This window comes from Streptomyces sp. NPDC041129 (assembly GCF_055592265.1).
On the sequence record NZ_JBVIYV010000007.1, the window covers coordinates 393,459 to 420,190 of the forward strand.

Consider the following 26,732-nt stretch of genomic DNA (forward strand, 5'->3'; position numbering starts at 1 on the left):
TCTCCTTGAAGATCTTCGGGCGGTCGGGTGACAGCCGACTACGAGGTTATACGCCCTGACTGACAGAGCTCATGTTGAAGTCGGGGATGCGCAGCGCGGGCATCGCGGCCCGGGTGAACCAGTCGCTCCACTCGCGCGGCAGCGTCTTCTCGGTGCGCCCGGCCTCCGTGGCCCTCCCCAGCAGGTCCACCGGCGACTCGTTGAACCGGAAGTTGTTCACCTGTCCGGTGACCTCGCCGTTCTCCACGAGGTAGACGCCGTCCCGGGTCAGACCGGTGAGCAGCAGCGTCGCCGGGTCCACCTCGCGGATGTACCACAGGCAGGTCAGCAGCAGCCCGCGTCCGGTGTCCGCGACCATCTCCTCCAGGGGGCGGTCCTGCCCGCCGTCGAGGATCAGGTTCCCGAGCGCCGGCGCGACCGGAAGCCCGGTCAGGCCCGCGCTGTGCCGGGTCGTGGTCAGGTTCCGCAGCACACCCTCGCCGACCCAGTCGGTGGCCCGCACGGGCAGTCCGTTGTCGAACACGGACTGGTCGCCGCCGGAGGAGTGGGCGACCACGAACGGCGCGCACTCCAGGCCCCGCTCGTTCGGGTCGCTGCGCAGCGTCAGCGGCAGCCCGCTCAGCTTCTCGCCGACCCGGGTGCCGCCGCCCGGCTTGGAGAACACCGTCCGGCCCTCCGCCGCGTCCCGGCCCGAGGCCGACCAGAGCTGGTAGATCAGCAGGTCCGCGACCGCGGTCGGCGGCAGCAGCGTCTCGTAGCGGCCCGCGGGCAGCTCCACACGACGCTCGGCCCAGCCGAGGCGTACCGCCAGCTCGGCGTCGAGCGCGCCCGGGTCGACGTCCTTGAAGTCACGCGTCGAACGGCCCGCCCACGCCGAGCGGGTACGGTCCGGCGACTTGGCGTTCATCTCCAGCGTGCCGGTGGGCTGGTCGTGCCGCAGCCGCAGCCCGGTGGAGGTGCCCACGTACGTCGACACCAGCTCGTGGTTGGCGAAGCCGTACAGCTCCCGGCCGCCGGCACGCGCGCGTGCGAAGGACTCGCCGAGTGCCGGGGCGAAGTCCGCGAACACCGCGGAGGAGGTCTCGGCGGGCGCGTCGGTGAAGTCGGGGGACGCGGGTACGTCGCCGACCAGCGGCTGCGCGTCCTCGGCGGGCCCGGCTCCGCGCGCGGCGGCCTCGGCGGCCCGCACCAGCGGCTCCAGCTCCGCGGCCGTGACCGCCGACCGGGACACGACGCCGGACGCGGTGCCCTCCTTGCCGTCCACGGTCGCGATCACGGTGAGCGTACGGCCCCGCGTCACACCGTTCGTGGTGAGCGCGTTCCCCGCCCAGCGCAGGTTCGCGGTCGACTGCTCGTCGGCGATGACGACGCAGCCGTCGGTCCGGGACAGCGCGAGCGCCTGCTCGACGACCTCGTGCGGCTTGTTGGTACGGGCGCTCATCGACCGGCCTCCTGGGTGGTGTTCAGAATGTTGACGCCCCGGAACAGGGCGGAGGGGCACCCGTGGGACACGGCGGCCACCTGGCCCGGCTGGGCCTTGCCGCAGTTGAAGGCGCCGCCCAGGACATAGGTCTGCGGGCCGCCGACGGCGGCCATCGACCCCCAGAAGTCGGTGGTCGTCGCCTGGTAGGCGACGTCCTTCAGCTGCCCGGTGATCCGGCCGTTCTCGATCCGGAAGAAGCGCTGCCCGGTGAACTGGAAGTTGTAGCGCTGCATGTCGATCGACCAGGACCGGTCACCGACGACGTAGATGCCCCGGTCGACGCCCCCGATCAGGTCCTCGGTGGACAGTCCCGCCGGATCCGGCCGCAGCGACACGTTGGCCATGCGCTGCACCGGCACGTGCCCCGGCGAGTCGGCGAACGCGCACCCGTTGGAGCGTCCGGACCCGGTCAGCCGCGCGATCCGCCGGTCGAGCTGGTAGCCCACCAGCGTGCCGTCCTTCACCAGGTCCCAGGACTGCGCCTCGACACCCTCGTCGTCGTAGCCGACGGTCGCGAGGCCGTGCTCGGCGGTGCGGTCGCCGGTGACGTTCATCAGCTCGGAGCCGTACCTGAGCTTGCCGAGCTGGTCGAAGGTGGCGAAGGAGGTGCCGGCGTAGGCCGCCTCGTAGCCGAGGGCGCGGTCCAGCTCGGTGGCGTGCCCGATGGACTCGTGGATGGTCAGCCACAGGTTGGACGGGTCGACGACCAGGTCGTACACGCCCGCCTCCACGCTGGGCGCCCGCATCTTCTCCGCCAGCAGCTCCGGCATCCGCTCCAGCTCGGCGTCCCAGTCCCAGCCGGTGCCCGTCAGGTACTCCCAGCCCCGGCCCACGGGCGGCGCGATGGTCCGCATGGAATCGAACTCACCGCTCGACTCGTCCACCGACACCGCCGTGAGCTGCGGGTGCAGCCGCACCCGCTGCTGGGTCGTCACGGTGCCGGCCGTGTCCGCGTAGAACTTGTTCTCGTGCACGGTGAGCAGCGAGGCGTCCACGTGGTTCACGCCGTTCGCCGCCAGCAGCCGGGCGCTCCACTCGGCCAGCAGCCCGGCCTTCTCCTCGTCGGGCACCGAGAACGGGTCGATCTCGTACGACGAGACCCACGTCCGGTCCGCGTGCACCGGCTCGTCCGCCAGCTCCACCCGCTCGTCCGAGCCGGCCGCCCTGATGACCTGAGCGGAGAGCTTCGCCATCGCCACCGCCTGGGAGGCGACCTTGGCGGCCGCGTCCAGGGTCAGGTCCACCCCGGACGCGAAGCCCCACGTACCGCCGTGCACGACCCGGACCGCGTAGCCGAGGTCGGTGGTGTCCGACGATCCCGCGGGCCTGGCGTCCCGCAGCCGCCAAGACGCGCTGCGCACCCGCTCGAACCGGAAGTCCGCATGCTCGGCCCCCAGCGCACGCGCGCGTGCCAGCGCGGCGTCGGCCAGGGCCCTCAGCGGCAGCGCCGTGAAGGCTTCGTCGATGGAATGAGGCACGGAGGTCTCCCTGCTGTCGTGGCCTGTCGGTCCGATCATGTCGTGACAGCGGCCCGGCGGACCACAGGTTTCGCCGCGCGCACCGGTGCTTTCTGTAGGGACCCGACAGTGACGCACTTCAGCCACTGTCGGTGCCCGCTTGCCCACGGAAGGGGCGCTACCGATAGGTTTTCGATGAAGCCGCCTGTCATCGAGGTGTTCGGGCGGGTGCCGTACCGCATCAGACCGCTATCGAAAGGGTGATCCGTTGAGCCGCTCGGTTCTCGTCACCGGAGGCAACCGGGGCATCGGCCTCGCCATCGCCCGCGCATTCGCCGACGCCGGCGACAAGGTCGCGATCACGTACCGCTCGGGTGAGCCGCCGGCCGGCTTCCTCGCCGTCAAGTGCGACATCACCGACCCCGAGCAGGTGGAGCAGGCCTACAAGGAGATCGAGGAGCAGCACGGTCCGGTCGAGGTGCTGATCGCCAACGCCGGCGTCACCAAGGACCAGCTCCTGATGCGCATGTCCGAGGAGGACTTCACCTCGGTCATCGACACCAACCTCACCGGCACCTTCCGCGTCGTCAAGCGCGCCAACCGCGGCATGCTGCGGGCCCGCAAGGGCCGCGTCGTCCTGATCTCCTCGGTGGTCGGCCTGCTCGGCTCGGCGGGGCAGGCGAACTACGCCGCCTCCAAGGCCGCCCTCGTCGGCTTCGCGCGCTCCCTCGCCCGTGAGCTGGGCTCGCGCAACCTCACCTTCAACGTCGTCGCGCCGGGCTTCGTCGACACCGACATGACCAAGGTCCTCACCGACGAGCAGCGCAAGGACATCGTGTCCCAGGTGCCGCTCGGCCGGTACGCGCAGCCGGAGGAGATCGCCGCGACGGTGCGGTTCCTCGCCTCGGACGACGCCTCGTACATCACTGGAGCCGTCATCCCCGTTGACGGCGGACTGGGAATGGGTCACTGATCACCATGAGCGGAATTCTCGAGGGCAAGCGCATCCTGATCACGGGTGTGCTGACGGAGGCCTCCATCGCCTTCCACGCCGCGAAGCTGGCCCAGGAGCAGGGCGCCGAGGTCATCCTGACCGCCTTCCCGCGGCCCACGCTGACCGAGCGCATCGCGAAGAAGCTCCCCAAGCCCACCAAGGTCATCGAGCTGGACGTCACCAACGAGGAGCACCTCGCGCGCCTGGCCGACGTGGTCGGCGAGGAGCTGGGCGGCCTCGACGGCGTCGTCCACTCCATCGGCTTCGCGCCGCAGGACGCCCTCGGCGGCAACTTCCTCAACACGCCGTTCGAGTCGGTCTCCACCGCCATGCACGTCTCGGCGTTCTCCCTGAAGGCGCTGACCATGGCCTGCCTTCCGCTGATGCAGAACGGCGGCTCGGTCGTCGGCCTCACCTTCGACGCGCAGTTCGCCTGGCCGCAGTACGACTGGATGGGCCCGGCCAAGGCCGCCCTCGAGGCGACCAGCCGCTACATCGCGCGCGACCTGGGCAAGCAGAACATCCGCTGCAACCTGATCTCGGCGGGCCCGCTCGGCTCCATGGCCGCCAAGTCCATCCCGGGCTTCAGCGACCTGGCCGCCGTGTGGGACTCCCGCTCCCCGCTGGAGTGGGACCTGAAGGACCCCGAGCCGGCGGGCCGCGGCATCGTCGCCCTGCTGAGCGACTGGTTCCCGAAGACCACCGGCGAGATCATCCACGTGGACGGCGGCCTGCACGCCATCGGCGCCTGAGTCACGCACGGCACCCGCTGACCCGCGTACGGCGCGGGTGAGCCGCGTACGGCGTCGACGCCCCGTTCCCCGCAGCGCGCGGGGAGCGGGGCGTCACTCGTTCGGCGTACCCGGCCGGGCGCGGCGGGGAGCGGGCGGCGCACCCTGGAGACAGCGTTCACCTCGCGCATCCCTCCGCAGCCCGGCCGAGGAGGTCCCCTTGTGCGCCTTTCCCGCAGCCTGGCCCCGGTGACCGTGGCCGCCGCTCTCGTGCTCTGTCTGCCGTACGCCGCGCTGTGCCACGCGCGCGTGGACGACGGCAAGCCGCCCGCGCCGAAGCTGTTCGGCGCCGCCTGCCGCACGGCCGTCACCGGCTCCCACGTGGTCGCCTACTGCCACAACCCCTATGTCGACACCGACCGCGTACGCCTGCACATCGAGTGCGCCCGCTGGTGGGACATCGACACCGACAGCGCACCCGTGAACACCGACGCCGCCATGACGGTACGGCTGACCGGCCGCTGCTGGAAGGAGGTCCACTCGGCGTGGATCAGCCACCAGAAGGCGCGCTGAACCGGTCCGGACGGCACAGGAACGGATAGCTCGCGGCCTCCTCGGCCGCCGCCTGCGCGTCACCCGCGCGGATCGCGTCCACCAGGCGGGCGTGGTCCATGTGCGTCTCCGGCGTCAGGCCCGCGCCGACGTCGGCGCGCAGCCAGTCGCGCAGCACCTCGCCCAGATCGGCGTACATCGCCGTCATGACGTCGTTGTGGGAGGCCGCCACCACGGCCAGGTGGAAGGTCGCGTCGGCCGTCACGAAGGCCTCGGCCTCGCCGGACTCCCAGGCCTCCTCGCGCCGCACCAGCAGCGCGTCGAGCTGCTTGAGGTCCTTTTCGGTGCGCCGCTCGGCGGCCAGCCGCGCCGCCGCCGACTCCAGCGTCGAGCGCAGCTCCGCGATGTGCCGGGGGTCGGCCCCCGCGAAGCGGCGGTGCATCACGCCGGCCAGCTCGCTCGTCGCCGCGACGTAGGTGCCCGAGCCCTGCCGGATGTCCAGCAGACCGTTGTGCGCGAGCGCCCGCACGGCCTCGCGGACGGTGTTGCGGGCGACGCCGAGCTGCTCCACCAGTTCCGGCTCGGTCGGGATGCGCGATCCCACCGGCCACTCGCCGGTGGCGATCTGCGTGCGCAGTTCGGCGATGACCTGCTCGGAGAGCGCCGAACGGCGGGGGTGGCTCAGAGGCATGGCACACCTTCGCACGGGATTCCCGGCCGTGGCCGCCGGGGGAGTGGACAACCAATCATCCCATGATTCTATGATGAGCGGCATGGCCAGTGAGGAAACGCGGATCGCGGACACCCGTACGGAGATGCCTTCGACCGAACGCGGCGCGACCACAGCGCCGGGCACCCGTGCGACGTCGCCCACGCGCGCGTGGGCGACCCGGCTCGTCGTCGTCGGCATCGTGCTGACCGCGCTCAACCTCCGCCCCACCATCACGAGCCTCGGCGCGCTGCTGGAGGAGGTCCGCGACGGACTCGGCATGAGCGGCAGCGTGGCCGGGCTGCTCACCTCCGTGCCCCCGCTCTGCTTCGCCGTCTTCGGGGTCACCGCACCCCGTCTGGCCCGCCGCTTCGGACCGGCCGCCGTGGTGTGCGCCGGCATGGCCGCCATCACCGCGGGCCTGCTGATACGCCCGTACGCCGGGGGCACGGCCGGCTTCCTCGTCGCCAGCGCGCTCGCCCTGATGGGCATCGCCGTCAGCAACGTGCTGATGCCGGTCATCGTCAAGCGCTGGTTCCCCGACCGCGTCGGCTCCATGACCGGCCTGTACTCGATGGCCCTCGCCCTCGGCACCTCCCTCGCCGCCGCGGTGACCGTGCCCCTGACCGGTGCGCTGGGCGGCGGCTGGCAGTCCGGGCTCGCCGTGTGGGCGGGGCTCGCGGCCGCCGCCGTACTGCCCTGGCTGCCGCTGGTGCGGAACCGGGGCGCGGCCCCCGGCCAGGAGCCGGTGCGCACCGCGCCGGACGGGCGGGCGGCCCCGCTGCGCATCACCCGCAGCCGCACCGCCTGGGCGCTCGCGGTCTTCTTCGGGCTCCAGGCCACCGCCGCCTACATCACGATGGGCTGGATGGCGCAGATCTTCCGGGACGCGGGTGTCCCGGCCGGCACGGCGGGCCTGCTCCTCGCCGTCACCATGGTGATGGGCGTCCCCCTGGCCTTCGTGATCCCGCGGCTCGCGACCCGGCTGCCCCACCAGGGGCCGATCGCGCTGGCCCTGGGCCTGTGCGGTCTCGCCGGATACGCCGGCCTGTACCTGGCTCCGGCCGGCGGCGCCTGGGCCTGGGCGGTGCTGCTCGGCGTCGCGAACTGCGCCTTCCCGCTCGCGCTGACGATGGTCGGCATGCGGGCCAGGACCGGTGCGGGCGTGGCCCAGCTGTCCGCGTTCGCGCAGAGCACCGGCTACCTGATCTCCATCCCCGGCCCGCTGCTGGTCGGCGTGCTCTACCAGCACAGCGGCGGCTGGGGCCTGCCGATCGCCCTGATGGCGGGCCTGATGCTGCCCCAGATGGCGGTGGGCTTCCTCGCGGGCCGCGACCGCACGGTGGAGGAGGAGGCGGGCCGGGCCTGAGCCCGCGGCCCCCGCCGCCGCCCGCGCCGTCCGCCGACGGGGCCGGCCGGCACCCCGACCGGTTCGTTCCGGACGAAGGGTGCGAGACTGGGCGCATGCAGCCCGTGCTCGACCCGAACCCCAAGAACGGCCAGAAGAAGCTGCTCCTCGTCTTCGGCTCGTTCCTCGCCATCTTCGTGATCATCGGCGTCATCGCGACGATCGCCTCGCCCTGATCCGGTCCGCGCCCTGATGGTGGGGCTGTCCCCACCATCCCCTAGGGGGACAGGGTCAGGGTCAAGTGGGTGGGTCACCGGATGGGCCGGCCGTTCCGCACTCCGTACCTTCGAGACATGACCGCGGCAGGCGGTCGGAACCACTCGAGGACCCCACGGAGGCGACCATGCCGGTCCGTACGCACACCCGGCCCCACCCGGCGACCACGGGCGGCGTCGACATCCGGCTGCCCTGGTGGGCCCTCGCCCTGCCCGCCCTCGCCTTCGTCGTACTGCTGGCGCTGATACTGAACCCGTCCGACGCCCACGCGGCGAGCGGCGACCCGGCGATCACACAGCTCCTCCAACGCGCGCAGCAGCTCCTCGTCCGGTGACGCGGGGCCCGCGTTCGCGGTGATTCCCCATGTCAACTCCCTGCGCCGGGTGGCCTGTTTCATGCGAAGCTGGGACCCATGAGCGTCGCAGAACCCCGCAGGATCGTCATCTTCCGGCATGCGAAAGCCGACTGGCCCCAGGTGTCCGACCATGAGCGCCCCCTCGCCGAGCGGGGCCGCATGGACGCCGCGGTCGCCGGACGCAAGCTGGCCGACACCGGCTACACCTTCGACCTTGCCCTGTGCTCCACCGCCGTCCGGACCCGCGAGACCTGGAAGCTCGCAGTCCACGAACTCGCGCACCGGCCGAAAACCGTCTACGAGGAGCGGGTCTACGAGGCCTCTCCCGGCGAGCTGATCGCCGCGCTCAACGAGGTCCCGGACGACGCGCAGAACGTGATCCTCATCGGCCACAACCCGGGCGTGCACGGCCTGGCCGAGGTCCTGGCCGGCGAGTCCGGGGGCGACGCCCGCCGGCGGATGGAACGCCGCGGCTTCCCGGCCGCCGCCTTCGTGGTGCTGACCTTCGACGGCGGCTGGAAGAGCCTGGAGCCGGGCACGGCCACGCTGGTGGACTACTGGGCGCCCTCCGAGTGACGGCCCACTCCGCGAGAGGGCCCGGCACCACGACGGTGCCGGGCCCTCCTCACGTCCTGAGCCGTCCGGAACGCGAACCGTCCGGACCAGTGGCTCAGCCCTCGTCGTGCGTGTCGGCCGCCTCGACCTCTTCGCGGGTGACGCCCAGCAGATACAGCACGGTGTCGAGGAAGGGGAAGTTCACCGCCGTGTGCGCGGCCTCGCGGACCACCGGCTTGGCGTTGAAGGCGACGCCCAGACCGGCCGCGTTCAGCATGTCCAGGTCGTTGGCGCCGTCGCCGATCGCCACCGTCTGCGACAGCGGCACCCCGGCCTCGGCGGCGAACCGGCGCAGCAGCCGCGCCTTGCCCGCACGGTCCACGATCTCCCCGGTGACCCGCCCGGTGAGCTTGCCGTCGACGATCTCCAGCGTGTTGGCCTGCGCGAAGTCCAGTCCCAGCCGCTCCTTCAGATCGTCCGTGACCTGGGTGAAGCCGCCGGATACGACACCGACCTGATAGCCGAGCCGCTTCAGGGTGCGGATGAGAGTACGGGCGCCCGGCGTCAGCCGTACCTCGCTGCGCACCTTCTCCACCACCGAGGCGTCGAGACCCCCGAGCAGCGCCACGCGCGCGTGCAGCGACTGCTCGAAGTCCAGCTCCCCGCGCATCGCCGCCGCCGTCACCTCGGCGACCTTGTCCTCGCAGCCCGCGTGCGCGGCGAACAGCTCGATGACCTCGTCCTGGATGAGGGTGGAGTCCACGTCCATGACCACCAGCCGCTGGGCCCGCCGGTGCAGGCCCGCCGAGACCACGGCGACATCGACACCCAGTGCCGCCGCGTCCGAGGCCAGGGCCGTGCGCAGCGGCTCGGTCTCCACCCCGGAGACGGCGAACTCCACAGCGGTCACGGGGTACTTGGCAAGCCGGAAGATGCGGTCGATGTTGCCGCCGGTCTTCGCGATGCGGGCGGCGATCGCCGCCGTGGACTCGGCCGTGAGCGGATGACCGAGCACGGTCACCAGGGAGCGCCCGAGCCCGCGCGGCCGGTTGTCGCCGCGCCCGGAGATGATCTCCGCCTGCATCTTCATCGACTCGGCCCAGCTGTGCACGGTGGCCCGCAGATCGCCCTCGAGACCGGTCGGCGGCTGGGTGACCAGCACGCACAGCACCAGGCGGCCCCGGGTGACGACCTGCTCGATGTCGACCACGTCGACATGGAAGGCGGCAAGGGTGTCGAAGAGGCCGGCCGTGATGCCCGGCCTGTCCTTGCCGAAAATCTTGACGAGGAGAGTGGGGACCTCGGAGGTCTGCGAAGCGCTCATGGTGTCACCACCGTATCCGGCACCCAGTGCCTTCCGCCCGTGCGGTCCGCCTGACGGACACGGAACAACAGGTGTCCACCGGATGTCCAGCGCCTTGCCCGCCGCGGTCGCTCCCGCATACGTGCCCGCCGGTCACCTCCCGGTCCCCGGACGCGGTGGCGGTGGGGGAGGCGGCGGTGGCGTGCCCTCGTCCGGGCCGTCCGGCGAGCGGTTCGGCGGGCGGGCCGCCGGACGGCCCCGGGGCGGGGGCGGGTCCAGCCGGCGGGAGATGGTCGGGGCGCCGTACATGTCGACCCCGGGCGAGGGCGGCGGCGCGTCCTCGGGCTCCGCCCGCACCTCCTCCGGCACCCGGAGATAGGGGTTCGTACCGGGGTTCGGCGGCCGGTACGGCCTGCCCGGCGCGTAGGGCCCGGCCCCACCGCCGGGCGAGGGCTGTCCGGACCGCCCGTAGCCGTCACCGGACGGGGGCTGCCCGAAGCGGTCGCCGGGTGAGGCGAGCCCGGAGTGCCCGTAGCCGTCGCCGGACAAGGGCTGCCCGGAGTGCACGTGGTCGTGTCCCGTCGGCGCCCCGTACCCCGGTCCCGTGCCGCCCGCCTCGACCGTCCCGTCCCGCCCCGGCCCCGCCACCCGGGTGCCCGCCGCCCCCCGTGCCAGGGCGAGCAGCGCTCCCGCCGCGCCGGCCCCCGCACCCCACACGGCACCCAGGAGCAGCGCCGTGCCCGTCCGCCCGTGCAGCTCGATGCCCGCGCCGAACGCGTCGAAGCCCAGCACGGACAGCGAGGCGTCCACCGAGACGTCCGTCAGCCAGGCGAGGAACGGCCAGCCGAGCGCGGTCACGATCCCGAGCCGCAGAGCGCACCGCCCCGCGAAGCCCGCCGCGCCCGTCACGCCCGGCACGGGTGTGCGCACCGCGGTGAGCACACCCGCCAGCAGCATCGCCGCGGCGGCCGCCACCGCCAGCAGCCACACCCGGCCGTCCAGCCCGGCCAGCCGGCCCAGGGTGACGGGCTGGTCCTGCGCGGTGCTCAGCAGCCGGTCCAGCGGGTGGGGGAGCACGCCGCCCAGGGCGCCGGTGGCCCGGCCGTCCCAGGGGACGAAGAGGCCCAGCGGGATGCCGAGCCACACCCCGTTCGGCGCGCCGAGCAGGGCCGCCCCGGCGATCCGCCCGGGGTGGTCGTCGCCGATCGCCGCGTACGCCGCCGCGCCGAGCCCGGCGGCCACGGCCAGCAGCAGCACGGTGACGAACGCCGAGACGGCCGGCCGCACCACCCGGTGCACGGTGCCCCAGCCGGGCGGCAGGGGAGTGCGGCGGGAGGCCAGCAGTGCGATCAGCAGGACGCCGGCGGACCAGCCGAGCCCGCCGAGGAGGGTCGGCGCGGTGTCCACGGTGAAGCCGACGGCCGCCTTGGCGTGGATGAGGTCACCGACCCGGTCCGGGAGCAGCCCGCCGATGTCGCCGAGGTCCCCGAGGCCGGGGATGCCGGTGCCGCCCTTGCCGCCCCCGCCGGGCAGCTCGTCGAGACCGAGCGACCCGCCGTCGATGGTGACGACGTCGTGCCCGACCCGGGCGAGCCCGCCCAGCATCGCAACGAAGAGGGCGACCACCGTGCCCGCGCGCGCGAGGAGTTCGGCCGGCGCGATCACAACTCCCGCCGCACGCAGGGACCGCAGGAAGAACCACGACAGCAGCAGGGCGCCCACCAGGCTCACGCCGAGTGGCGTGATCTCGACGGCGGTGTGCGCCTCGGCGCCCTTGAGCCCGAAGGCGGACACGTCTCCCGACGGAGAGACCGAACCACCCGCCCCGAGAGCCACAACGGCCGCCGTCATGGGGCCGAGTGAGCCCGCCGCGTCCGCCCGGAGCAGGTGCAGCCCCAGCGCGGCCGTGGCCGTCATCCCCGCCAACGCCCAGCTCACCGCGGCGACCGCGGACAGCAGGATGTCCACCCACGGCAGCGGCTTACCCGGCCGCGCGGTCTCGGCACCCGTGGCAGCACTCATGGCAGACCCCCCGATCCGCGGCGCGGCACCACTGCCGCGCTTGTCCCCCTCGCGGGGGATTACCACTCTCCGGCCGGGTTTCAACCCCGTCAACGGGGCGAGTTGAGGCGTGTGCCGGACCGCGTCGCAAGGCCCGGGTTTCGGTCATGGGGCCGAGCCTGAAATAGTTCCCCACGATGTTCGACATCCCTAGACTCCCTGTGATGGGGGAAATTCGGGGGACAACTCAGTGGGGCATGGAGTGCCGGAACTCGTACTGGAAACAAACGGACGGACCTGGACGCTCGAGCCGTCCAGGCCCTACACCCTCGGCCGCGATCCGCAGGGTGACATCGTCTTCGACGACGCCAGGGTGTCCTGGCGTCACGCCACGGTCAGCTTCAACGGCCGCAGTTGGGTCATCGAGGACCACGGCAGCACCAACGGCACGTTCGTGCGGGGCCAGCGGATCCATCAGATGGAGATCGGCCCCGGCTCGGCCGTGCACCTCGGCAACGCGACCGACGGACCGAGGCTGGACCTCTCCGGCGCCGCGGCCGCGGTCGCCCAGCCCCAGCAGCAGGCGCAGTCCGCGCCGTACGCCGCACAGGGCGCCGGGCCCGGCTGGGCCCAGCCGCAGGCCCCTCAGCAGCAGCCCCCGCAGCACGGGGTGCCGCACCAGGCCGGCGCGCATCAGCATGCGCCGCAGGCCGACTGGCAGCAGCCGCCGGCGTTCCCGCAGCAGCAGGGCGGCCCGGCCGGGAACCCGGTGCAGAAGACGCCCGGTGGCGCGGCGGGGGCGCCGCCGGTCTACGGTGACCGCAGCCCGACCACGTTCCACCAGTTCGCCGTCGGCCGCGTGATGCGCATCGGCCGTGCCCTTGAGAACGAGCTGGTCGTCTCCGACCTGCAGGTCTCCCGGCACCACGCCGAGTTCCACTCGACGCCCGACGGCCGCTTCGAGATCCGCGACCTGGGCTCGCACAACGGCACCTACGTCAACGGCCAGCCGATCGCCAAGGGCGGTTCGGCGCTGCTCGGCCCGAACGACATCGTCGGTGTCGGCCACTCCACCTTCCGTATCGTCGGCGACCGGCTCGAGGAGTTCGTCGACACCGGTGAGGTCTCCTTCTCCGCGCGTCATCTGACCGTCACGGTGGACGGCGGCAAGCAGATCCTGAAGGACGTCTCCTTCGGTGTCCCGGAGAAGTCCCTGATCGCGGTCATCGGCCCGTCCGGCTCCGGCAAGTCGACGCTGCTGAAGGCGCTCACCGGCTACCGGCCCGCCAACCAGGGCGAGGTCCTGTACGACAACCGGAACCTGTACAAGCAGTTCGCCGAGCTGCGCCAGCGCATCGGTCTGGTCCCGCAGGACGACATCCTGCACAAGGAGCTGACCGTCAAGAAGGCCCTGAAGTACGCGGCCAAGCTGCGCTTCCCGGCCGACACCACGGCCGCCGAGCGCGACGCCCGCATCGACGAGGTGCTGCGCGAGCTCAAGCTGGACATCCACAAGGACAAGAAGGTCACCTCGCTCTCCGGCGGCCAGCGCAAGCGCGTCTCGGTCGCCCTGGAGCTGCTGACCAAGCCCTCGCTGATCTTCCTGGACGAGCCGACCTCCGGCCTCGACCCGGGCATGGACCGCGATGTGATGCAGCTCCTGCGCGGCCTCGCCGACGACGGCCGTACGGTCCTGGTGGTCACCCACTCGGTTGCCGAGCTGGCGATCTGCGACAAGCTCCTGGTGATGGCGCCGGGCGGCGCGGTCGCCTACTTCGGCCCGCCGGAGGAGGCGCTGAACTTCTTCGGCTACGACAGCTGGGCCGACGTCTTCTCCGCCTTCGAGAACTACCGCGACTACGACTGGGCGGGCCGCTGGAAGGGCTCGCAGCACTACCAGATGTACGCCGCGGACATCGACGCGGTCGCCCCGCAGTCCGTACACATGCCGCCGCCGCAGGCCATCCGGCCGCCCAAGCCGCAGGGCTGGGGCTCCCAGCTGATGACCCTGATCCGGCGCTATGTGGCGGTGATCGCGTCCGACAAGGGGTTCCTGGCGCTCACGGTGATCCTGCCGGCGGTCCTCGGCGCGGTCAGCCTGCTGATCGACTCCGACAAGGGTCTGCTGGTCAACCCGGTCAACCCGCGCACCGGCGTGCCCATCCCGAACGGCACCGCGACCACGGTCCTGCTGATCCTCGCGGTCGGCGCGTGCTTCGCGGGCGCCGCGAACTCAGTGCGTGAGCTGATCAAGGAACGGGTCATCTACGAGCGGGAGCGCGCCACCGGCCTGTCCCGCTCGGCGTACCTGATGTCCAAGGTGGTCGTGCTCGGCGCCATCACGGTGCTCCAGGGCCTGATGGTGGGCGTGATCGGCTTCTCCAGCCGTGAGATCCCCGACCAGGGGCTGGTGCTCGGCGGCTCGACGCTGTTCGAGCTGTGCCTGCCGATCATGGCGCTGGGCTTCACCTCGATGATGTTCGGCCTGGTGATCTCCTCGCTGGTGAAGACCGCCGAGAAGACCATGCCGCTGCTGGTGATGTTCGCGATCATCCAGGTCGTCTTCACCGGCTGCCTCTTCACCCTGCACGGCACGCTCGGCGTGAACGAGTTCTCGTACCTGATGCCGTCCCGCTGGGCGGTGGCCGCGGCCGGCACCACGCTGGACTTCAACAAGATCGCCCCGAACACCGACGACCCGACCAGCACCGACCCGCTGTGGGACCACGCGGCCTCGGCCTGGGGCCTGGACATGGCCGCGCTGCTCGTGCTCGGTGTGATCTGCGGCTTCTTCGTCGCCCGCTTCCTGCGGCGGCACGAGCCCGAGGTCATGCGGAAGTGACCGCGGGCCGCGTGGCGCGCGGCCGGACGACGCGAAGGGCGGCACCCCACCAGGGGTGCCGCCCTTCCGCGTAGTCTCAGAGGCCCGCGCCGGCCTCAGTACGCGCTGTTCACGTTGTCGATCGTGCCGTACTTGTCGGCCGCGTAGTTGGCGGCGGCGGTGATGTTGGCTACCGGGTCGTAGATGTTCCACGAGGTGCCGGCCACGTGGTACGCCTTGAAGGTCGGCGGGATGACCTGCAGCAGGCCCTTCGACGGGATGCCGTTGATGGCGTTGATGTCCCAGTCGTTGATGGCCATGGGGTTGCCGGAGGACTCCCGCATGATGTTCTTGTGCAGGCCGTGGTAGCTGCCCGGGATGCCCTTGGACTTCATGATGTCCAGGGACTGGCGGATCCAGCCGTCCAGGTTGTTCGAGTAGGTCTTGGCGGCGACCATCTGCATGGCGGGGCGCTGCGCGGAACGGCTCGCGGCCTTGTCGGCACGCTCCTGCGCGGCCTTCTTCGCGGCGGCCTGGGCGGCGGCCTTCTTCTTCGCCTCGGCCTGCTTCTTGGCCTCGGCCTGCTTCTTGGCCTCGGCCTGCTGCTTGGCGACGGCGTCGAGCTTGACGGTCTGGCCGGCGAGCCGGTCGGTGAGCGAGCCCTTGACGTCCTTGACCGGCGTGTCGGCGTAGTGCACCTGCTGCGTGGCCGCGGCGTCGGTGGTGACGGTCTGGGCGTTGCCGGGGACGGCCGTGAAGGCCAGGGCGGCGGCACCGAGGGCGCCGACACCGGCGATGGCGATCTTGTGCTGCTTGGTCAGCGTACGACTATAAGCACGGTTGAGGATGTTCTTGGGCATGGCTTGATGGACCTCTTCGATAGCGCGGAGGTCGCTCTCCTGCGTCCGCCGGGGGAATCGGTTCCTCCCGCACGAGGGCCGCGGCGGGAAACCGCGGCGCCGAGCGACGGAAGCAATTCTTAGCTGGCGCAAAATGCCCAGGCAAAGGTGTGACGTACGAAGCCGCATAGTGGATCAGGGAAGGGCAAAACGGGACAGACTGGGCCGTCTGTCCCGTTCACCTATGGGTGGTTTATCTCCTATGCCCCTTCGTACGTGACGTGGACCCTATGCGCGGGCTCACATCGGCGGCACGCGGGACTCACCGCGCGTTGCCGTAGCAACGCACTCAGTGAGTGGTTTCCGGGGGCAGGAGGAGGTGCACGTCCCCGAACTCGTGCCACAGGTAGCGCCCGCGCAGCGCCTCCTCGTAGGCGCGGCCCACCGCGGCCCGGCCGGCGACCGCCTCCAGCATCAGCAGATGCGAGGCCTCCGGCTCGTGCAGCCCGGTCAGCAGCCCCGCCACCGCGCGTACCCCGCGATCGGGCGTGACCACCAGATCGGTCCAGCCCTCGGCCGCCCGCACCACCCCGTCCGGCCCGGCCGCCGACTCCACCGCCCGCACGGCCGTCGTCCCCACCGCGACGACCCGCCCGCCACCGGCCCTGGCGGCGTTGATCAGCCGCGCCGACGCCTCCGGGACGCGGTACCGCTCCGGATACGGCGGCTCGTGCGCCTCCGCCGAAGCCACCCCGGTGTGCAGCGTCACCGGCGCGAACTGCACCCCCCGGCTCACCAGCTCCACCACCAGCCGCTCCGTGAAGGGCCGCGCCGCGCTCGGCATCTCCGCGCTGCCCGCCCCGTCCGGCGCGGGCAGCGCGAACACCGTCTGGTACACCGACAACGGCTGGTCCCGCTCCGTATAGGAGTAGCGAATGGGCCGCCCGTGCTCCCGGAGCACCCGGAGCACCTCCGCCCCGGCCGGCCGGGCCCACCGCAGCCGCTCGCCCCGCCCGTCCAGCGGTTCCTCCAGCACCAGCCGCGCCCCGCCGGGCAACCGCACCACTGCACCCGCGGGCACGGCCGCGCGCATCCCCGCGGACCCGCCCGCACCCGCGGACCCGCCCGCACCCACGGACCCGCCCGCACGCGCGCGTGTAGTGCCGTGCCCGTCCGGTTCGCGCAGCTCCACCGCCCACCGGCCGTCGTCCCCGCAGGTGGAGAAGTGCACCACCACGCGCGTGTGCCCGATCCGCCCGTTCACCGCGGCGGCAAGAGTGGGCGAGGTGTTCACCACCAGCAGGTCCCCGGCCCGCAGCAGCGCCGGAAGCTCCCCGAAGGCGTGGTGCGCCACCTCGGTGCCGCGCGACACCAGCAGCCGTACGGCGTCCCGGTCCAGGCCGGGCCCGCGCTGCTCGGCCGGCACACGCGCCGACAGCTCCTCGGGCACCCTCACCGCGGTGGTCATCGTGCCTCCAGCAGCGCCGGCGCCGTGTACCGCCCGCTCGCCGGACGCTCGTCCAGCAGCCGCAGGAACGCGGGGACCACGCGCGCGGGCGCGGGCCGCGGATCGTCGTCGTCCGGTACGGCCGCCGCGTACAGGTCCGTCGCCATGTCCCCGGGGTCCACCGCCCACACCCTCAGGTCCGGCTCCTCCCGGCCGAGCACCGCCGCGACCTGGTCGAGGGCCGCCTTCGAGGCGCCGTACGCGCCCCAAGTCCCGTACGCCTCCACCGCCGCGTCCGAACTCAGCGTGACCACCGTGCCCGCCGCCGACTCCCGCAGCAGCGGCAGCGCCTCCCGGACCAGACCCAGCGCCGCGACGACGTTCACCTCCAGCGCTCGCCGCAGCCCTTCCAGGGGGAGCTCCGCCAGCCGCACCAGCGGCTCGGCACCCAGCGCACTCGCGTTGCTCACCACCAGGTCGACCCCGCCCAGCCGCCGAGCGGCGGCCACCAGCGCGGCCCGGTGCCCGGCGTCCGTGACGTCCCCGGGCACCGCCGTCACGCGCGTGCCGTGCCCGGTGACCGCCTCCGCCGCCGCCTCGAGCGGCCCGGCGCCCCGGGCGTCCAGCACCAGGTCCCAGCCGCGCGCGGCCAGCCCCTCGGCGAGTGCCCGCCCCAGCCCCTTGGACGCTCCCGTGATGATCGCTACCGGCATGACAACCGTCCCCTCGTCACTCAGGGCCTTGGCGCCCCGGCCGCCCCGCCGGGCGGTGACCACAACCTAGGAACGGCCGCCCCCGCGCCGCCTCGGACGCGGGCACCAGAGCGGCGGGGTCCTTCGGCGTACGCCGCACGTCCGGGGCCGGGGGACCTACCTCCTGCGCCCTAGGGCCTGCGGAGGGGGTCCTGCCGCCACCGGTCCGATCCGCGCCGTCGTACCCCGCCGGTACCGTGAGGGCATGAGTCAAGGTCCCCGGTCCGGCCTCGCCGCGGTGAGTTCCGCGCTGCTGGCCATGAGCAGGCACCTCGAGGTGCGCGACGTCCTGAAGACGATCGTGGCCTCGGCCCGCGAGCTGCTGGACGCGGAGTACGCCGCCCTCGGCGTCCCCGACGACCACGGCGGCTTCGCGCAGTTCGTCGTCGACGGCGTCAGCGACGCCCAGTGGAAGGCCATCGGCCCGCTGCCCCGCCGGCACGGCATCCTCGCCGCCATGCTGGACGAGGCCCGGCCCGAGCGTCTCGCCGACGTCCGCAAGGACCCCCGCTTCGAGGGCTGGCCGTCCGCCCACCCGGACATGTCCGACTTCCTGGGCCTGCCGATCAGGGATGGCGAGGAGGTCATCGGGGCCCTGTTCCTCGCGAACAAGCGCTGCCCCAAGCCCGAGGGCGGCTGCGGCTTCACCGAGGAGGACGAGGAACTGCTCGCCATCCTCGCCCAGCACGCCGCGATCGCCCTCACCAACGCCCGCCTGTACGAGCGCAGTCGCGAGCTGACCATCGCCGAGGAGCGCTCCCGGCTCGCCCATGAACTGCACGACGCGGTCAGCCAGAAGCTCTTCTCCCTGCGCCTGACCGCCCAGGCGGCGGCCGCGCTGGTCGACCGCGATCCCGCCCGCGCCAAGGGCGAGTTGCACCAGGTCGCCGCCCTCGCCGCCGAGGCGGCCGACGAACTGCGCGCCGCTGTCGTGGAGTTGCGCCCGGCCGCGCTGGACGAGGACGGCCTGATCGCCACCCTGCGCACCCAGACACAGGTCCTCGACCGCGCCCACACCGCGCGCGTGAGCTTCGCGGCCGACGGCTTCCGCGCCCTGCCCGCGGCCCAGGAGGAGGCGATGCTGCGGGTCGCCCAGGAAGCCCTGCACAACGCCCTGCGCCACTCCGGCGCCGAGCACGTCCGGGTGACCGTGGACCGGCGCGGCGGCGGAGCCGTCCTGCGCGTCGCCGACGACGGCAGCGGCTTCGACCCCAAGGCGGTGCGCCGGGCCGGACGCCATCTGGGACTGGTCTCGATGCGGGACCGGGCCGGCGGGGTCGGCGGCACCCTCACCGTGCACGCGGAGCCCGGCAGGGGCACCACGATCGAGCTGGAGGTACCCGGTGGCTGACCCGATCAGAGTGCTGCTCGTCGACGACCATCAGGTCGTCCGCCGGGGCCTGCGTACCTTCCTGGAGGTGCAGGACGACATCGAGGTCGTCGGCGATGCCGCGGACGGCGCCGAGGGAGTCGCCCGCGCCGAGGAACTGCGGCCCGACGTCGTCCTCATGGACGTCAAGATGCCGGGCATGGACGGCATCGAAGCCCTGCGCCGGCTCCGCGAACTCGACAACCCCGCACGCGTGCTGATCGTGACCAGCTTCACCGAGCAGCGCACGGTGGTACCGGCCCTGCGCGCGGGCGCCGCCGGGTACGTCTACAAGGACGTGGACCCCGACGCGCTCGCCGGCGCCATCCGTTCCGTCCACGCCGGCCACGTCCTGCTCCAGCCCGAGGTCGCCGGCGCCCTGCTCTCCCAGGACGAGGTCAACTCAGGCCAGGGAAGGGCGGGTTCCCTCACCGACCGGGAGCGGGAGGTGCTCGGCCTGATAGCCGACGGCCGATCCAACCGGGAGATCGCGCGCGCCCTGGTGCTCTCCGAGAAGACCGTCAAGACGCATGTGTCCAACATCCTCATGAAGCTCGACCTGTCCGACCGCACCCAGGCCGCCCTGTGGGCCGTGCGCCACGGCGTGGCCGGCTGAACCGCCCCCGACGCCTCACGCGCCGCGACGCGGAAGGTTCCCTTCCAGGATGAGATTCATACCGTCGTGGGAATGTCACCCGGATGGCCGCACCCTCCGGCGGCCTCCGCCGTTCTCCAGTGCGTGCCGCGGTGATCGTCGCGGTGGACACCTAGGAGGGGTTGGAAAGTGAAGAACCTGAAGAAGGCAGCGGCCGTGGCGATGGTGGCCGGGGGACTGGTGGCCGCGGGCGCGGGCATGGCCTCCGCCACGGACGGTGCCTGGGCCGGCGGCGCCGCCCAGGGCTCACCGGGTGTCGTCTCGGGCAACGTCGTCCAGGCCCCGGTGCACGTCCCGGTGAACGCGGTGGGCAACAGCGTCAACGTCATCGGCCTGCTGAACCCGGCCTTCGGCAACCTCGGCATCAACCACTGAGGTCCCGCCGGTGGTGACCACGGGCCTTCCGGGATCCTCCCCCCGGATGGCTCGTCGCCCCCCGGCCTGCGCCCGAGGGCGGCCGCAGGCTCAGCGGACCCCCCGCTCCCGCTCCTCCACCATGGAGTTGTACGCCGCCACCTGGGCCCGCCGGGCGGTCCGCTCCACCGGCCGCAGCGCCGCGCCCCGCGCCGCCATCTCCGACGCGCTCACCGCACCGCCGTGCCCCTTGCCGTACGCCAGGGACACCAGCAGACCCACCCGCTGAGCCAGTTCCAGCACCCGCACCGCGCGCGGCGGATACCCCGGCGCCAGCACCTCGCGGCCCCGCTCGGCCCGCGCCCGGTACGCGTCGATCGCCGCCTCCGCCACCGGCCCCGACCCGGCGACGTCCAGCTTCGACAGCACCTCGGTCGCCTCCAGCAGCGCCTCGGCCAGCTCTCGCTCGGCCTCACCGAGCGAGGGCACATCGACGGGCGGCGCCTCCCGCACCGGCAGAACGTGCCAGACCACCTCGACATGTACATCACCGTCCGGCCCGGCCGCGTGGACCTCCGGAACTAGTCCGACCGCCGCCCCGAAGCAGAGCACCGCCTCCTCGGCCTGCAGCGCCCGCGCGTTGAAGTCCGGCGGCCCGCTCAGCCCCAGCGGATGGCCGGGCGCGGGCAGCGCCACCCGCAGGCCGGTCACCCCCAGCGCCCGCAGCCGCCCCAGCGCGAGGGTGAGCCCGGCGGGCGCCGGATCACCCGCCAGCCCCTGCACCCGGTGCACGGCGTCCTCGCCCACGATGGCGAGCGCGGCGTCATCCGGAGAGACAAGTCCGGCCAGAAGGGCGTTTCCCCAAGCGGCGAGGCGTCCTGAACGTGGTTCCGAGAGCATGCCCCCACCCTAAGGACCGGACCGATGGAATGGTGCGGGGCACTCGTGGCGTAGATTTCATAGGGGCTGCGCCCACCGGCGCGGCGGACCGAGCCACAGGCGTACGCGACCAGCCGAGACCGGCCACACTGCAAGGGGAGACAACGCGCTCATGAGCGATGTTCTGGAGCTTCAGGACGTATCCGTGGTCCGCGAGGGCCGGGCTCTGGTGGACCAGGTCTCCTGGTCGGTGAAGGAGGGCGAGCGCTGGGTCATCCTGGGCCCCAACGGTGCCGGCAAGACCACCCTCCTGAACGTCGCCTCCAGCTACCTCTTCCCGAGCAAGGGCACCGCCACCATCCTCGGCGACACCCTCGGCAAGGTCGACGTCTTCGATCTGCGTCCCCGCATCGGCGTCGCCGGCATCGCCATGGCCGAGAAGCTCCCCAAGAGCCAGACCGTGCTCCAGACCGTGCTCACCGCCGCCTACGGCATGACCGCCGGCTGGCAGGAGGAGTACGACGAGGTCGACGAACAGCGCGCCCGCGCCTTCCTCGACCGCCTCGGCATGAGCGACTACCTCGACCGCCGCTTCGGCACCCTCTCCGAGGGCGAGCGCAAGCGCACCCTGATCGCCCGCGCCCTGATGACCGACCCCGAGCTGCTGCTGCTCGACGAGCCCGCCGCCGGTCTCGACCTCGGCGGCCGCGAGGACCTGGTGCGCCGCCTCGGCCGGCTCGCCCGCGATCCCATCGCCCCCTCGATGATCATGGTCACCCACCACGTCGAGGAGATCGCCCCCGGCTTCACCCACGTCCTCATGATCCGCCAGGGCAAGGTCCTCGCCGCCGGCCCGATCGAACTCGAACTCACCTCCCGCAACCTCTCCCTCTGCTTCGGCCTCCCGCTCGTCGTCGAGCAGGTCGGCGACCGCTGGACCGCCCAGGGCCTGCCCCTGTCCTGACGCCGGTCGCACCCCCGTTCGCGCCCTGTCCGCCGCGGGACCGCGGTCCTACCATGACCATGTGAACGACATCGACGCATGGGTGTGGTGGCTCGTCGGCGCGGCGGCGCTCGGAATCCCTCTCGTGGTCACCGCGATGCCGGAGTTCGGCATGTTCGCTGTCGGAGCGGTCGCGGCCGCGGTCGTCGCCGGGCTCGGCTTCGGCGTGGTGGTCCAGGTGCTCGCCTTCGTCGTCATCTCGGTCGCCCTGATCGCCGTGGTCCGCCCCATCGCGGCTCGGCACGGCAGACAGCGGCCCCAACTGGCCACCGGCGTCGACGCCTTGAAGGGAAAGCAGGCCGTCGTGCTGGAACGTGTCGACGGCTCCGGCGGCCGCATCAAACTCGCCGGGGAGATCTGGTCGGCCCGCTCGCTCGACACCGGCCGCGCCTACGACGTGGGCCAGGAGGTGGACGTCGTGGAGATCGAAGGGGCCACCGCGATCGTCATCTGAGCCGTCCTGCCCACGAGTTGGGCGGCGGTCTGTCAGACTCGACCAGCAAGATCCTCAACGGCGACGATCCGTTGAAGGAGCCGCGGCGGAGAGGGGTACGGGGAACACGATGGAACCGGTCATCATCGTCCTGATCATTCTGGTGGTGTTGGTCTTCATCGCCCTGATCAAGACCATCCAGGTCATTCCACAGGCCAGCGCCGCCATCGTCGAGCGCTTCGGCCGCTACACGCGGACCCTGAACGCGGGCCTGAACATCGTGGTCCCGTTCATCGACACCATCCGCAACCGCATCGACCTGCGCGAACAGGTCGTCCCGTTCCCGCCCCAGCCGGTGATCACCCAGGACAACCTGGTCGTCAACATCGACACCGTCATCTACTACCAGGTGACCGACGCCCGGGCCGCCACCTACGAGGTCGCCAGCTACATCCAGGCCATCGAGCAGCTCACCGTCACCACCCTGCGCAACATCATCGGCGGCATGGACCTCGAACGCACGCTGACCTCCCGCGAGGAGATCAACGCGGCCCTGCGCGGCGTCCTCGACGAGGCCACCGGCAAGTGGGGCATCCGCGTCAACCGCGTGGAACTGAAGGCCATCGAACCGCCCACCTCCATCCAGGACTCGATGGAGAAGCAGATGCGCGCCGACCGTGACAAGCGCGCCGCGATCCTCACCGCCGAAGGTACGCGCCAGGCCGCCATCCTGACCGCCGAGGGCGAGAAGCAGTCCCAGATCCTGCGTGCCGAGGGTGAGGCCAAGGCCGCCGCGCTCCGCGCCGAGGGCGAGGCCCAGGCCGTGCGTACGGTCTTCGAGGCCATCCACGCCGGCGACCCCGACCAGAAGCTCCTCTCCTACCAGTACCTCCAGATGCTCCCGAAGATCGCCGAAGGCGACGCCAACAAGCTCTGGATCGTCCCCAGCGAGATCGGCGACGCCCTCAAGGGCCTGTCCGGCGCGATGGGCAACTTCGGCCCCCTGGGCGGCGGTCAGCCGGGCAACGGCGGCAACTCCGTACCGCCCCAGAACAACGGCCCCCACGGGGAACGCCGCGAGAAGCCGAGCATCGACTAGGGGTTCCTCACAACGCAGGTTGCCCGCGCCCCTTCAAGGGGCGCGGGCAACCTGCGTGGACGACCACGAACAACCCGCGGCCGCCGAAGAAGGGCCGTCGGCAGACGGCTAGGCCGCGTCCCGGGCCAGCCACTGGGGAAGGGCGCTGATGTCCTCCTGCCCCAGGGCCAGCAGCATCGCATCGGCCGGCGTCGGCTCGAACGGCTCCCGCAGCAGAGCCATACCGGCCTCCTCCGGAGTCCGGTTCGCCTTGCGGTGATTGTCCTCCGCGCACGCTGCCACCGTGTTCAGCCAGGTGTCCTGCCCGCCCTGCGCCCGCGGCAGCACATGGTCCACGGTCGTCGCCCTGCGCCCGCAGTAGGCGCACCGGTGCCGGTCCCGGACCAGCACCCCCCGCCTCGACCAGGGCGCTTGTCTTCGGAACGGCACCCGTACGTATCTGCAGAGCCTGATGATCCGGGGCGCGGGCAGGTCGACATCGGCACCGCGCATCCGCAGCACGGGATGGGCCTGCTCGACGACGGCCTTGTCCTGCAGGACCAGAACAACTGCCCGATTCAGAGTCACCGTCGACAGCGGCTCGAAGCTCGCGTTCAGAACCAGCGTGTCACGCATCCAGCCCACCTCCCGTGCGCACCTGCCCACCCCCCGGCGGGCTCGGATCAACTCTGTACGGGCGCGCCGAGATGGACAACGCAATAAAAAATGCCCGCCCCTGATCACTTCCAAGACCAGAGGCGGGCAAACGTTCAATGAACGCTTGGCTGGATCGGCGCGGTGCGTCAGCCCTCGGCGGGCGTCTCGTACTCACCGATGAGCTGGGCACGCGCGATCGCGTGGAACCGCAGATTGAAACCGACGACCGCCGGAGAGACGTCCGAGTCCGGACCGAGCTTCTCCTGGTCCACCGCGTACACCGTGAAGACGTACCGGTGCGGGCCGTCGCCCGGCGGCGGAGCGGCACCACCGAAGTCCTTGGTCCCGTAGTCGTTGCGGACGTGCACGGCACCCTCGGGTAGACCCTCGAACTTGCCGCTGCCCGCACCCGCCGGCAGCTCCGTCACGGAGGCCGGGATGTCGAACAGGACCCAGTGCCAGAACCCGCTGCCGGTCGGCGCGTCGGGGTCGTAGCAGGTCACGGCGAAGCTCTTGGTCTGAGGGGGGAAGCCCTCCCAGCGCAGCTGCGGCGAGGTGTTCCCCTCCGCGTGGACCTGCGCGCTCCCCAGCGTCGCACCCTCCTCGACGTCCTCACTCGTCACCGTGAACGACGGGACGGGCGGATGGAAGTCGTGGGGGAGCGGCCGCCGCTTGAGCTCGGTCACCTCGGTACCTCCTGATCGATTACTGGAATCAGCAGTTCCGAGCCTAGAACCAGTTGCGCTTGGAGCCGACCTCGGACAGCCACTGGTTGAGGTAGGCCGCCCAGTCGGTCCCGTGGTAGTCGTTCAGACCCACCTGGAAGGAGCGGAAGGTGTCCGAGCCCTCGCTGAACAGGCCCGGCTTCTTGTCCATCTCCAGGACGACGTCCATGGCGTGCTCGTCGGCCACGAAGCTCAGCTCGACCTGGTTCAGCCCGCGGTACTGCGACGGCGGGAAGAACTCGATCTCCTGGTAGAACGGCAGCCGCTGCCGCGTACCCCGGATGTGACCGCGCTCCATGTCCGCCGTCTTGAAGCGGAAGCCGAGCTGGATGAAGGCGTCGAGGATCGCCTTCTGCGCCGGCAGCGGGTGCACGTTGATCGGGTCGAGGTCACCGGAGTCCACCGCGCGGGCGATCTGCAGCTCGGTGGTCACACCGATGTTCATGCCGCGCAGTGCCTGCCCGTCGATCATCGTGACCGGCGTCTCCCACGGGATCTCGAGCCCGAACGGCACCGCGTGCACCGCCCCCGCCTGCAGCTCGAAGGCACCACCGAGCCGCACCTTGGTGAACTCGATGTCCTGCTTGTACTCCTGGTCGCCGCTCTCCACCTCGACCTTGGCCTGCAGTCCTACCGACAGACCCTCGATGTCCTGGTTCACGGACCCGCCCTGGATCCGCACCTCGCCCTGGACGACACCGCCCGGTACGACGTTGACCTCGGTGAGCACCGTCTCGACCGAGGCCCCGCCGGCCCCGAGGCTCGCGAGCAGCTTCTTGAACGCCATGACTCTCCCTTTACGAAAGGACCCTCGCCCCGTACAAACGCGATCGGGCCACCGGCGGTTCCGGCCGGGCGGCTACCCGTCTGGGCTACCCTCGGAGGGCATGATCGCGCCCCCGGACCGTATGCCACTGCCCCGAGACTTCTTCGACCGCCCCGTACTCCAGGTCGCACCCGACCTGCTCGGCCGCATCCTGGTCCGCACCACCCCCGACGGCCCGATCGCGGTTCGCCTCACCGAGGTCGAGGCGTACGACGGCCCGAACGATCCCGGCTCGCACGCCTACCGGGGCCGCACCGCCCGCAACGACGTCATGTTCGGTGAGCCCGGACATGTGTACGTCTACTTCACCTACGGCATGTGGCACTGCATGAACCTCGTCTGCGGACCCGAGGGCCGGGCGAGCGCCGTGCTGCTCCGGGCCGGCGAGATCGTCGAGGGCGCCGAGCTGGCGCGCGAACGCCGGGTTTCGGCCCGGAACGACAAGGAACTGGCCAAGGGTCCGGCCCGCCTCGCCACGGCACTGGGCGTGGACCGCGCTCTCGACGGCACGGACGCGTGCGCCACCGGCGGGACGCCGCTGAGGATGCTGACCGGTACACCGGTCGCCTCCGACCAGGTACGAAGCGGTCCGCGAACGGGGGTCGCCGGCGAGGGCGGCAACGGCGACGTGCACCCCTGGCGCTTCTGGGTGGCCAACGACCCGACAGTGAGCCCTTATCGGGCCCATGCGCCGAGGCGCCGCCGAAGTTGACTCCACCCCGCAAGGTGCGTAATGTGGCCCGAGCCGCTGAACCGGGTACGGCGATCGCCTGCAGCCGGAGCGGCCAAACCACTACCTAGCTACAGCCCCTGAGCGGGGTCGATTCCGGCGCGCCCGTGTGTCCGAATTCGAACTCGCCGGACTCGATTATGAGTCGCCGGGAGAATCGGCTAACGTGGTGAATGTCGAAAGGCCGACAGGCGGAAGCCCAAGGCTGGCCGGCAATCCCGCCGACAGGGAATCGGACGCCGAAAGGATCTGATAAAGTCGGAACCGCCGGAAAGGGAAACGCGAGAGCGGAAACCTGGAAAGCACCGAGGAAATCGGATCGAGAAAAGATCTGATAGAGTCGGAAACGCAAGAACGAAGGGAAGCGCCCGGAGGAAAGCCCGAGAGGGTGAGTACAAAG

27 protein-coding genes are annotated in these 26,732 nt (G+C 71.8%); 15 read left to right on the forward strand and 12 right to left on the reverse strand.

Going from position 1 to position 26,732, the window contains the following annotated elements:
* Nucleotides 1–46: 46 nt before the first annotated feature.
* Together ACZ6B1_RS24140 and ACZ6B1_RS24145 are read right to left on the reverse strand one after the other, a co-directional pair.
* Nucleotides 47–1,441: a metallopeptidase TldD-related protein gene (locus tag ACZ6B1_RS24140; protein ID WP_468781513.1), complete on the reverse strand. Its 1,395-nt coding sequence runs from the start codon at nucleotides 1,439–1,441 to the stop codon at nucleotides 47–49.
* A complete protein-coding gene (locus ACZ6B1_RS24145; protein ID WP_468781515.1) occupies nucleotides 1,438–2,961 on the reverse strand; it encodes a TldD/PmbA family protein in 1,524 nt (507 codons plus the stop codon). Before ACZ6B1_RS24145 ends, ACZ6B1_RS24140 begins: the two co-directional genes overlap by 4 nt.
* A 247-nt stretch (nucleotides 2,962–3,208) precedes the next feature.
* Between ACZ6B1_RS24145 and fabG the strand changes: the two genes are divergently transcribed.
* The 3 genes from fabG (at nucleotide 3,209) to ACZ6B1_RS24160 (ending at nucleotide 5,238) form a co-directional block, all read left to right on the forward strand.
* Nucleotides 3,209–3,913 (forward strand): 3-oxoacyl-[acyl-carrier-protein] reductase, encoded by a 705-nt coding sequence (gene fabG / locus ACZ6B1_RS24150; protein ID WP_468781517.1) that lies wholly within the window; start codon nucleotides 3,209–3,211, stop codon nucleotides 3,911–3,913.
* 5 nt (nucleotides 3,914–3,918) lie between these two features.
* The gene (gene fabI / locus ACZ6B1_RS24155; RefSeq protein ID WP_468781519.1) at nucleotides 3,919–4,686 is read left to right on the forward strand and encodes an enoyl-ACP reductase FabI; all 768 of its coding nucleotides are present in this window, start codon (nucleotides 3,919–3,921) and stop codon (nucleotides 4,684–4,686) included.
* Between the two features lie 201 nt (nucleotides 4,687–4,887).
* Complete coding sequence (locus tag ACZ6B1_RS24160) at nucleotides 4,888–5,238, forward strand: hypothetical protein (protein WP_468781521.1); 351 nt, start codon at nucleotides 4,888–4,890, stop codon at nucleotides 5,236–5,238.
* On the opposite strand, the gene ACZ6B1_RS24165 is transcribed toward ACZ6B1_RS24160, so the two are convergent.
* Entirely contained in the window at nucleotides 5,216–5,908 is a 693-nt protein-coding gene (locus ACZ6B1_RS24165) for a FadR/GntR family transcriptional regulator (protein ID WP_468781523.1), read from the reverse strand. The genes ACZ6B1_RS24160 and ACZ6B1_RS24165 overlap by 23 nt on opposite strands.
* A 124-nt stretch (nucleotides 5,909–6,032) precedes the next feature.
* Between ACZ6B1_RS24165 and ACZ6B1_RS24170 the strand changes: the two genes are divergently transcribed.
* From ACZ6B1_RS24170 to ACZ6B1_RS24185, 4 genes are all read left to right on the forward strand, one after another.
* Nucleotides 6,033–7,295 carry a CynX/NimT family MFS transporter gene (locus ACZ6B1_RS24170; protein WP_468781571.1) on the forward strand — a complete coding sequence of 421 codons (1,263 nt, stop codon included), beginning with the start codon at nucleotides 6,033–6,035 and terminating at the stop codon, nucleotides 7,293–7,295.
* Nucleotides 7,296–7,390: 95 nt separating this feature from the next.
* Nucleotides 7,391–7,510 carry an SGM_5486 family transporter-associated protein gene (locus ACZ6B1_RS24175; RefSeq protein ID WP_143637860.1) on the forward strand — a complete coding sequence of 40 codons (120 nt, stop codon included), beginning with the start codon at nucleotides 7,391–7,393 and terminating at the stop codon, nucleotides 7,508–7,510.
* A 167-nt stretch (nucleotides 7,511–7,677) separates the two neighbouring features.
* The gene (locus ACZ6B1_RS24180) at nucleotides 7,678–7,884 is read left to right on the forward strand and encodes a hypothetical protein (protein WP_468781525.1); all 207 of its coding nucleotides are present in this window, start codon (nucleotides 7,678–7,680) and stop codon (nucleotides 7,882–7,884) included.
* Nucleotides 7,885–7,962: 78 nt separating this feature from the next.
* Nucleotides 7,963–8,481, forward strand: a complete 519-nt coding sequence (locus tag ACZ6B1_RS24185) for a SixA phosphatase family protein (RefSeq protein WP_468781527.1) — start codon at nucleotides 7,963–7,965, stop codon at nucleotides 8,479–8,481.
* Nucleotides 8,482–8,575: 94 nt separating this feature from the next.
* Here the strand turns inward: ACZ6B1_RS24185 and serB are convergent, their stop codons facing one another.
* Both serB and ACZ6B1_RS24195 read right to left on the reverse strand, forming a co-directional pair.
* A complete protein-coding gene (gene serB, locus ACZ6B1_RS24190; RefSeq protein WP_468781529.1) occupies nucleotides 8,576–9,784 on the reverse strand; it encodes a phosphoserine phosphatase SerB in 1,209 nt (402 codons plus the stop codon).
* A gap of 132 nt (nucleotides 9,785–9,916) precedes the next feature.
* Entirely contained in the window at nucleotides 9,917–11,785 is a 1,869-nt protein-coding gene (locus tag ACZ6B1_RS24195) for a streptophobe family protein (RefSeq protein WP_468781530.1), read from the reverse strand.
* Between the two features lie 241 nt (nucleotides 11,786–12,026).
* On the opposite strand from ACZ6B1_RS24195, the gene ACZ6B1_RS24200 reads away from it, so the two are divergent.
* Complete coding sequence (locus ACZ6B1_RS24200; protein WP_468781532.1) at nucleotides 12,027–14,606, forward strand: ABC transporter ATP-binding protein/permease; 2,580 nt, start codon at nucleotides 12,027–12,029, stop codon at nucleotides 14,604–14,606.
* Nucleotides 14,607–14,701: 95 nt separating this feature from the next.
* Here ACZ6B1_RS24200 and ACZ6B1_RS24205 read toward each other — a convergent pair whose 3' ends face one another.
* The 3 genes from ACZ6B1_RS24205 to ACZ6B1_RS24215 all read right to left on the reverse strand — a co-directional run bounded on the left by ACZ6B1_RS24205 (nucleotide 14,702) and on the right by ACZ6B1_RS24215 (nucleotide 17,584).
* Entirely contained in the window at nucleotides 14,702–15,445 is a 744-nt protein-coding gene (locus ACZ6B1_RS24205) for a transglycosylase SLT domain-containing protein (RefSeq protein ID WP_468781534.1), read from the reverse strand.
* 328 nt (nucleotides 15,446–15,773) lie between these two features.
* Nucleotides 15,774–16,892 carry an S-adenosylmethionine:tRNA ribosyltransferase-isomerase gene (locus ACZ6B1_RS24210; protein WP_468781536.1) on the reverse strand — a complete coding sequence of 373 codons (1,119 nt, stop codon included), beginning with the start codon at nucleotides 16,890–16,892 and terminating at the stop codon, nucleotides 15,774–15,776.
* The gene (locus ACZ6B1_RS24215) at nucleotides 16,889–17,584 is read right to left on the reverse strand and encodes an SDR family NAD(P)-dependent oxidoreductase (RefSeq protein WP_468781538.1); all 696 of its coding nucleotides are present in this window, start codon (nucleotides 17,582–17,584) and stop codon (nucleotides 16,889–16,891) included. The genes ACZ6B1_RS24210 and ACZ6B1_RS24215 overlap by 4 nt, the downstream gene beginning before the upstream one ends.
* Before the next feature lie 244 nt (nucleotides 17,585–17,828).
* Here ACZ6B1_RS24215 and ACZ6B1_RS24220 point away from each other — a divergent pair, with 244 nt between their 5' ends.
* The 3 genes from ACZ6B1_RS24220 to ACZ6B1_RS24230 all read left to right on the forward strand — a co-directional run bounded on the left by ACZ6B1_RS24220 (nucleotide 17,829) and on the right by ACZ6B1_RS24230 (nucleotide 20,022).
* Nucleotides 17,829–18,974 carry a GAF domain-containing sensor histidine kinase gene (locus tag ACZ6B1_RS24220; RefSeq protein ID WP_468781540.1) on the forward strand — a complete coding sequence of 382 codons (1,146 nt, stop codon included), beginning with the start codon at nucleotides 17,829–17,831 and terminating at the stop codon, nucleotides 18,972–18,974.
* Nucleotides 18,967–19,608 (forward strand): response regulator, encoded by a 642-nt coding sequence (locus ACZ6B1_RS24225; RefSeq protein WP_468781542.1) that lies wholly within the window; start codon nucleotides 18,967–18,969, stop codon nucleotides 19,606–19,608. Before ACZ6B1_RS24220 ends, ACZ6B1_RS24225 begins: the two co-directional genes overlap by 8 nt.
* A gap of 168 nt (nucleotides 19,609–19,776) precedes the next feature.
* A complete protein-coding gene (locus ACZ6B1_RS24230; protein WP_468781544.1) occupies nucleotides 19,777–20,022 on the forward strand; it encodes a chaplin in 246 nt (81 codons plus the stop codon).
* 90 nt (nucleotides 20,023–20,112) lie between these two features.
* Here ACZ6B1_RS24230 and ACZ6B1_RS24235 read toward each other — a convergent pair whose 3' ends face one another.
* Nucleotides 20,113–20,901: a hypothetical protein gene (locus ACZ6B1_RS24235; RefSeq protein ID WP_468781546.1), complete on the reverse strand. Its 789-nt coding sequence runs from the start codon at nucleotides 20,899–20,901 to the stop codon at nucleotides 20,113–20,115.
* A 151-nt stretch (nucleotides 20,902–21,052) separates the two neighbouring features.
* On the opposite strand from ACZ6B1_RS24235, the gene ACZ6B1_RS24240 reads away from it, so the two are divergent.
* The 3 genes from ACZ6B1_RS24240 to ACZ6B1_RS24250 all read left to right on the forward strand — a co-directional run bounded on the left by ACZ6B1_RS24240 (nucleotide 21,053) and on the right by ACZ6B1_RS24250 (nucleotide 23,415).
* Nucleotides 21,053–21,844: an ABC transporter ATP-binding protein gene (locus ACZ6B1_RS24240; protein WP_468781548.1), complete on the forward strand. Its 792-nt coding sequence runs from the start codon at nucleotides 21,053–21,055 to the stop codon at nucleotides 21,842–21,844.
* A 61-nt stretch (nucleotides 21,845–21,905) separates the two neighbouring features.
* A complete protein-coding gene (locus tag ACZ6B1_RS24245; RefSeq protein ID WP_468781550.1) occupies nucleotides 21,906–22,337 on the forward strand; it encodes an NfeD family protein in 432 nt (143 codons plus the stop codon).
* A gap of 109 nt (nucleotides 22,338–22,446) precedes the next feature.
* Nucleotides 22,447–23,415, forward strand: coding sequence for an SPFH domain-containing protein (locus ACZ6B1_RS24250; protein WP_468781552.1), 969 nt, complete (start codon nucleotides 22,447–22,449; stop codon nucleotides 23,413–23,415).
* Between the two features lie 108 nt (nucleotides 23,416–23,523).
* On the opposite strand, the gene ACZ6B1_RS24255 is transcribed toward ACZ6B1_RS24250, so the two are convergent.
* From ACZ6B1_RS24255 to ACZ6B1_RS24265, 3 genes are all read right to left on the reverse strand, one after another.
* Complete coding sequence (locus ACZ6B1_RS24255; RefSeq protein WP_468781554.1) at nucleotides 23,524–24,030, reverse strand: HNH endonuclease; 507 nt, start codon at nucleotides 24,028–24,030, stop codon at nucleotides 23,524–23,526.
* A 167-nt stretch (nucleotides 24,031–24,197) separates the two neighbouring features.
* Entirely contained in the window at nucleotides 24,198–24,737 is a 540-nt protein-coding gene (locus ACZ6B1_RS24260; RefSeq protein ID WP_468781556.1) for a YbhB/YbcL family Raf kinase inhibitor-like protein, read from the reverse strand.
* 43 nt (nucleotides 24,738–24,780) lie between these two features.
* On the reverse strand, nucleotides 24,781–25,563 hold the full coding sequence (locus ACZ6B1_RS24265) for a sporulation protein (protein WP_468781557.1): 783 nt from the start codon (nucleotides 25,561–25,563) through the stop codon (nucleotides 24,781–24,783).
* A 100-nt stretch (nucleotides 25,564–25,663) separates the two neighbouring features.
* Here ACZ6B1_RS24265 and ACZ6B1_RS24270 point away from each other — a divergent pair, with 100 nt between their 5' ends.
* Complete coding sequence (locus tag ACZ6B1_RS24270) at nucleotides 25,664–26,314, forward strand: DNA-3-methyladenine glycosylase (RefSeq protein ID WP_468781558.1); 651 nt, start codon at nucleotides 25,664–25,666, stop codon at nucleotides 26,312–26,314.
* The last annotated feature ends 418 nt before the right edge of the window (nucleotides 26,315–26,732 follow it).

Bases quoted from the DNA above. Each gene is read 5' to 3' on its own strand.
- ACZ6B1_RS24270 (WP_468781558.1), top strand. From the start codon at position 25,664: ATGATCGCGCCCCCGGACCGTATGCCACTGCCCCGAGACTTCTTCGAC.
- ACZ6B1_RS24210 (WP_468781536.1), bottom strand. From the start codon at position 16,892: ATGACCACCGCGGTGAGGGTGCCCGAGGAGCTGTCGGCGCGTGTGCCG.
- ACZ6B1_RS24170 (WP_468781571.1), top strand. From the start codon at position 6,033: ATGCCTTCGACCGAACGCGGCGCGACCACAGCGCCGGGCACCCGTGCG.
- ACZ6B1_RS24240 (WP_468781548.1), top strand. From the start codon at position 21,053: ATGAGCGATGTTCTGGAGCTTCAGGACGTATCCGTGGTCCGCGAGGGC.
- ACZ6B1_RS24220 (WP_468781540.1), top strand. From the start codon at position 17,829: ATGAGTCAAGGTCCCCGGTCCGGCCTCGCCGCGGTGAGTTCCGCGCTG.
- ACZ6B1_RS24175 (WP_143637860.1), top strand. From the start codon at position 7,391: ATGCAGCCCGTGCTCGACCCGAACCCCAAGAACGGCCAGAAGAAGCTG.
- ACZ6B1_RS24140 (WP_468781513.1), bottom strand. From the start codon at position 1,441: ATGAGCGCCCGTACCAACAAGCCGCACGAGGTCGTCGAGCAGGCGCTC.
- ACZ6B1_RS24215 (WP_468781538.1), bottom strand. From the start codon at position 17,584: ATGCCGGTAGCGATCATCACGGGAGCGTCCAAGGGGCTGGGGCGGGCA.
- ACZ6B1_RS24180 (WP_468781525.1), top strand. From the start codon at position 7,678: ATGCCGGTCCGTACGCACACCCGGCCCCACCCGGCGACCACGGGCGGC.
- ACZ6B1_RS24165 (WP_468781523.1), bottom strand. From the start codon at position 5,908: ATGCCTCTGAGCCACCCCCGCCGTTCGGCGCTCTCCGAGCAGGTCATC.
- ACZ6B1_RS24185 (WP_468781527.1), top strand. From the start codon at position 7,963: ATGAGCGTCGCAGAACCCCGCAGGATCGTCATCTTCCGGCATGCGAAA.
- serB (WP_468781529.1), bottom strand. From the start codon at position 9,784: ATGAGCGCTTCGCAGACCTCCGAGGTCCCCACTCTCCTCGTCAAGATT.
- ACZ6B1_RS24255 (WP_468781554.1), bottom strand. From the start codon at position 24,030: ATGCGTGACACGCTGGTTCTGAACGCGAGCTTCGAGCCGCTGTCGACG.
- ACZ6B1_RS24250 (WP_468781552.1), top strand. From the start codon at position 22,447: ATGGAACCGGTCATCATCGTCCTGATCATTCTGGTGGTGTTGGTCTTC.
- ACZ6B1_RS24235 (WP_468781546.1), bottom strand. From the start codon at position 20,901: ATGCTCTCGGAACCACGTTCAGGACGCCTCGCCGCTTGGGGAAACGCC.
- ACZ6B1_RS24195 (WP_468781530.1), bottom strand. From the start codon at position 11,785: ATGAGTGCTGCCACGGGTGCCGAGACCGCGCGGCCGGGTAAGCCGCTG.
- ACZ6B1_RS24205 (WP_468781534.1), bottom strand. From the start codon at position 15,445: ATGCCCAAGAACATCCTCAACCGTGCTTATAGTCGTACGCTGACCAAG.
- ACZ6B1_RS24265 (WP_468781557.1), bottom strand. From the start codon at position 25,563: ATGGCGTTCAAGAAGCTGCTCGCGAGCCTCGGGGCCGGCGGGGCCTCG.
- fabI (WP_468781519.1), top strand. From the start codon at position 3,919: ATGAGCGGAATTCTCGAGGGCAAGCGCATCCTGATCACGGGTGTGCTG.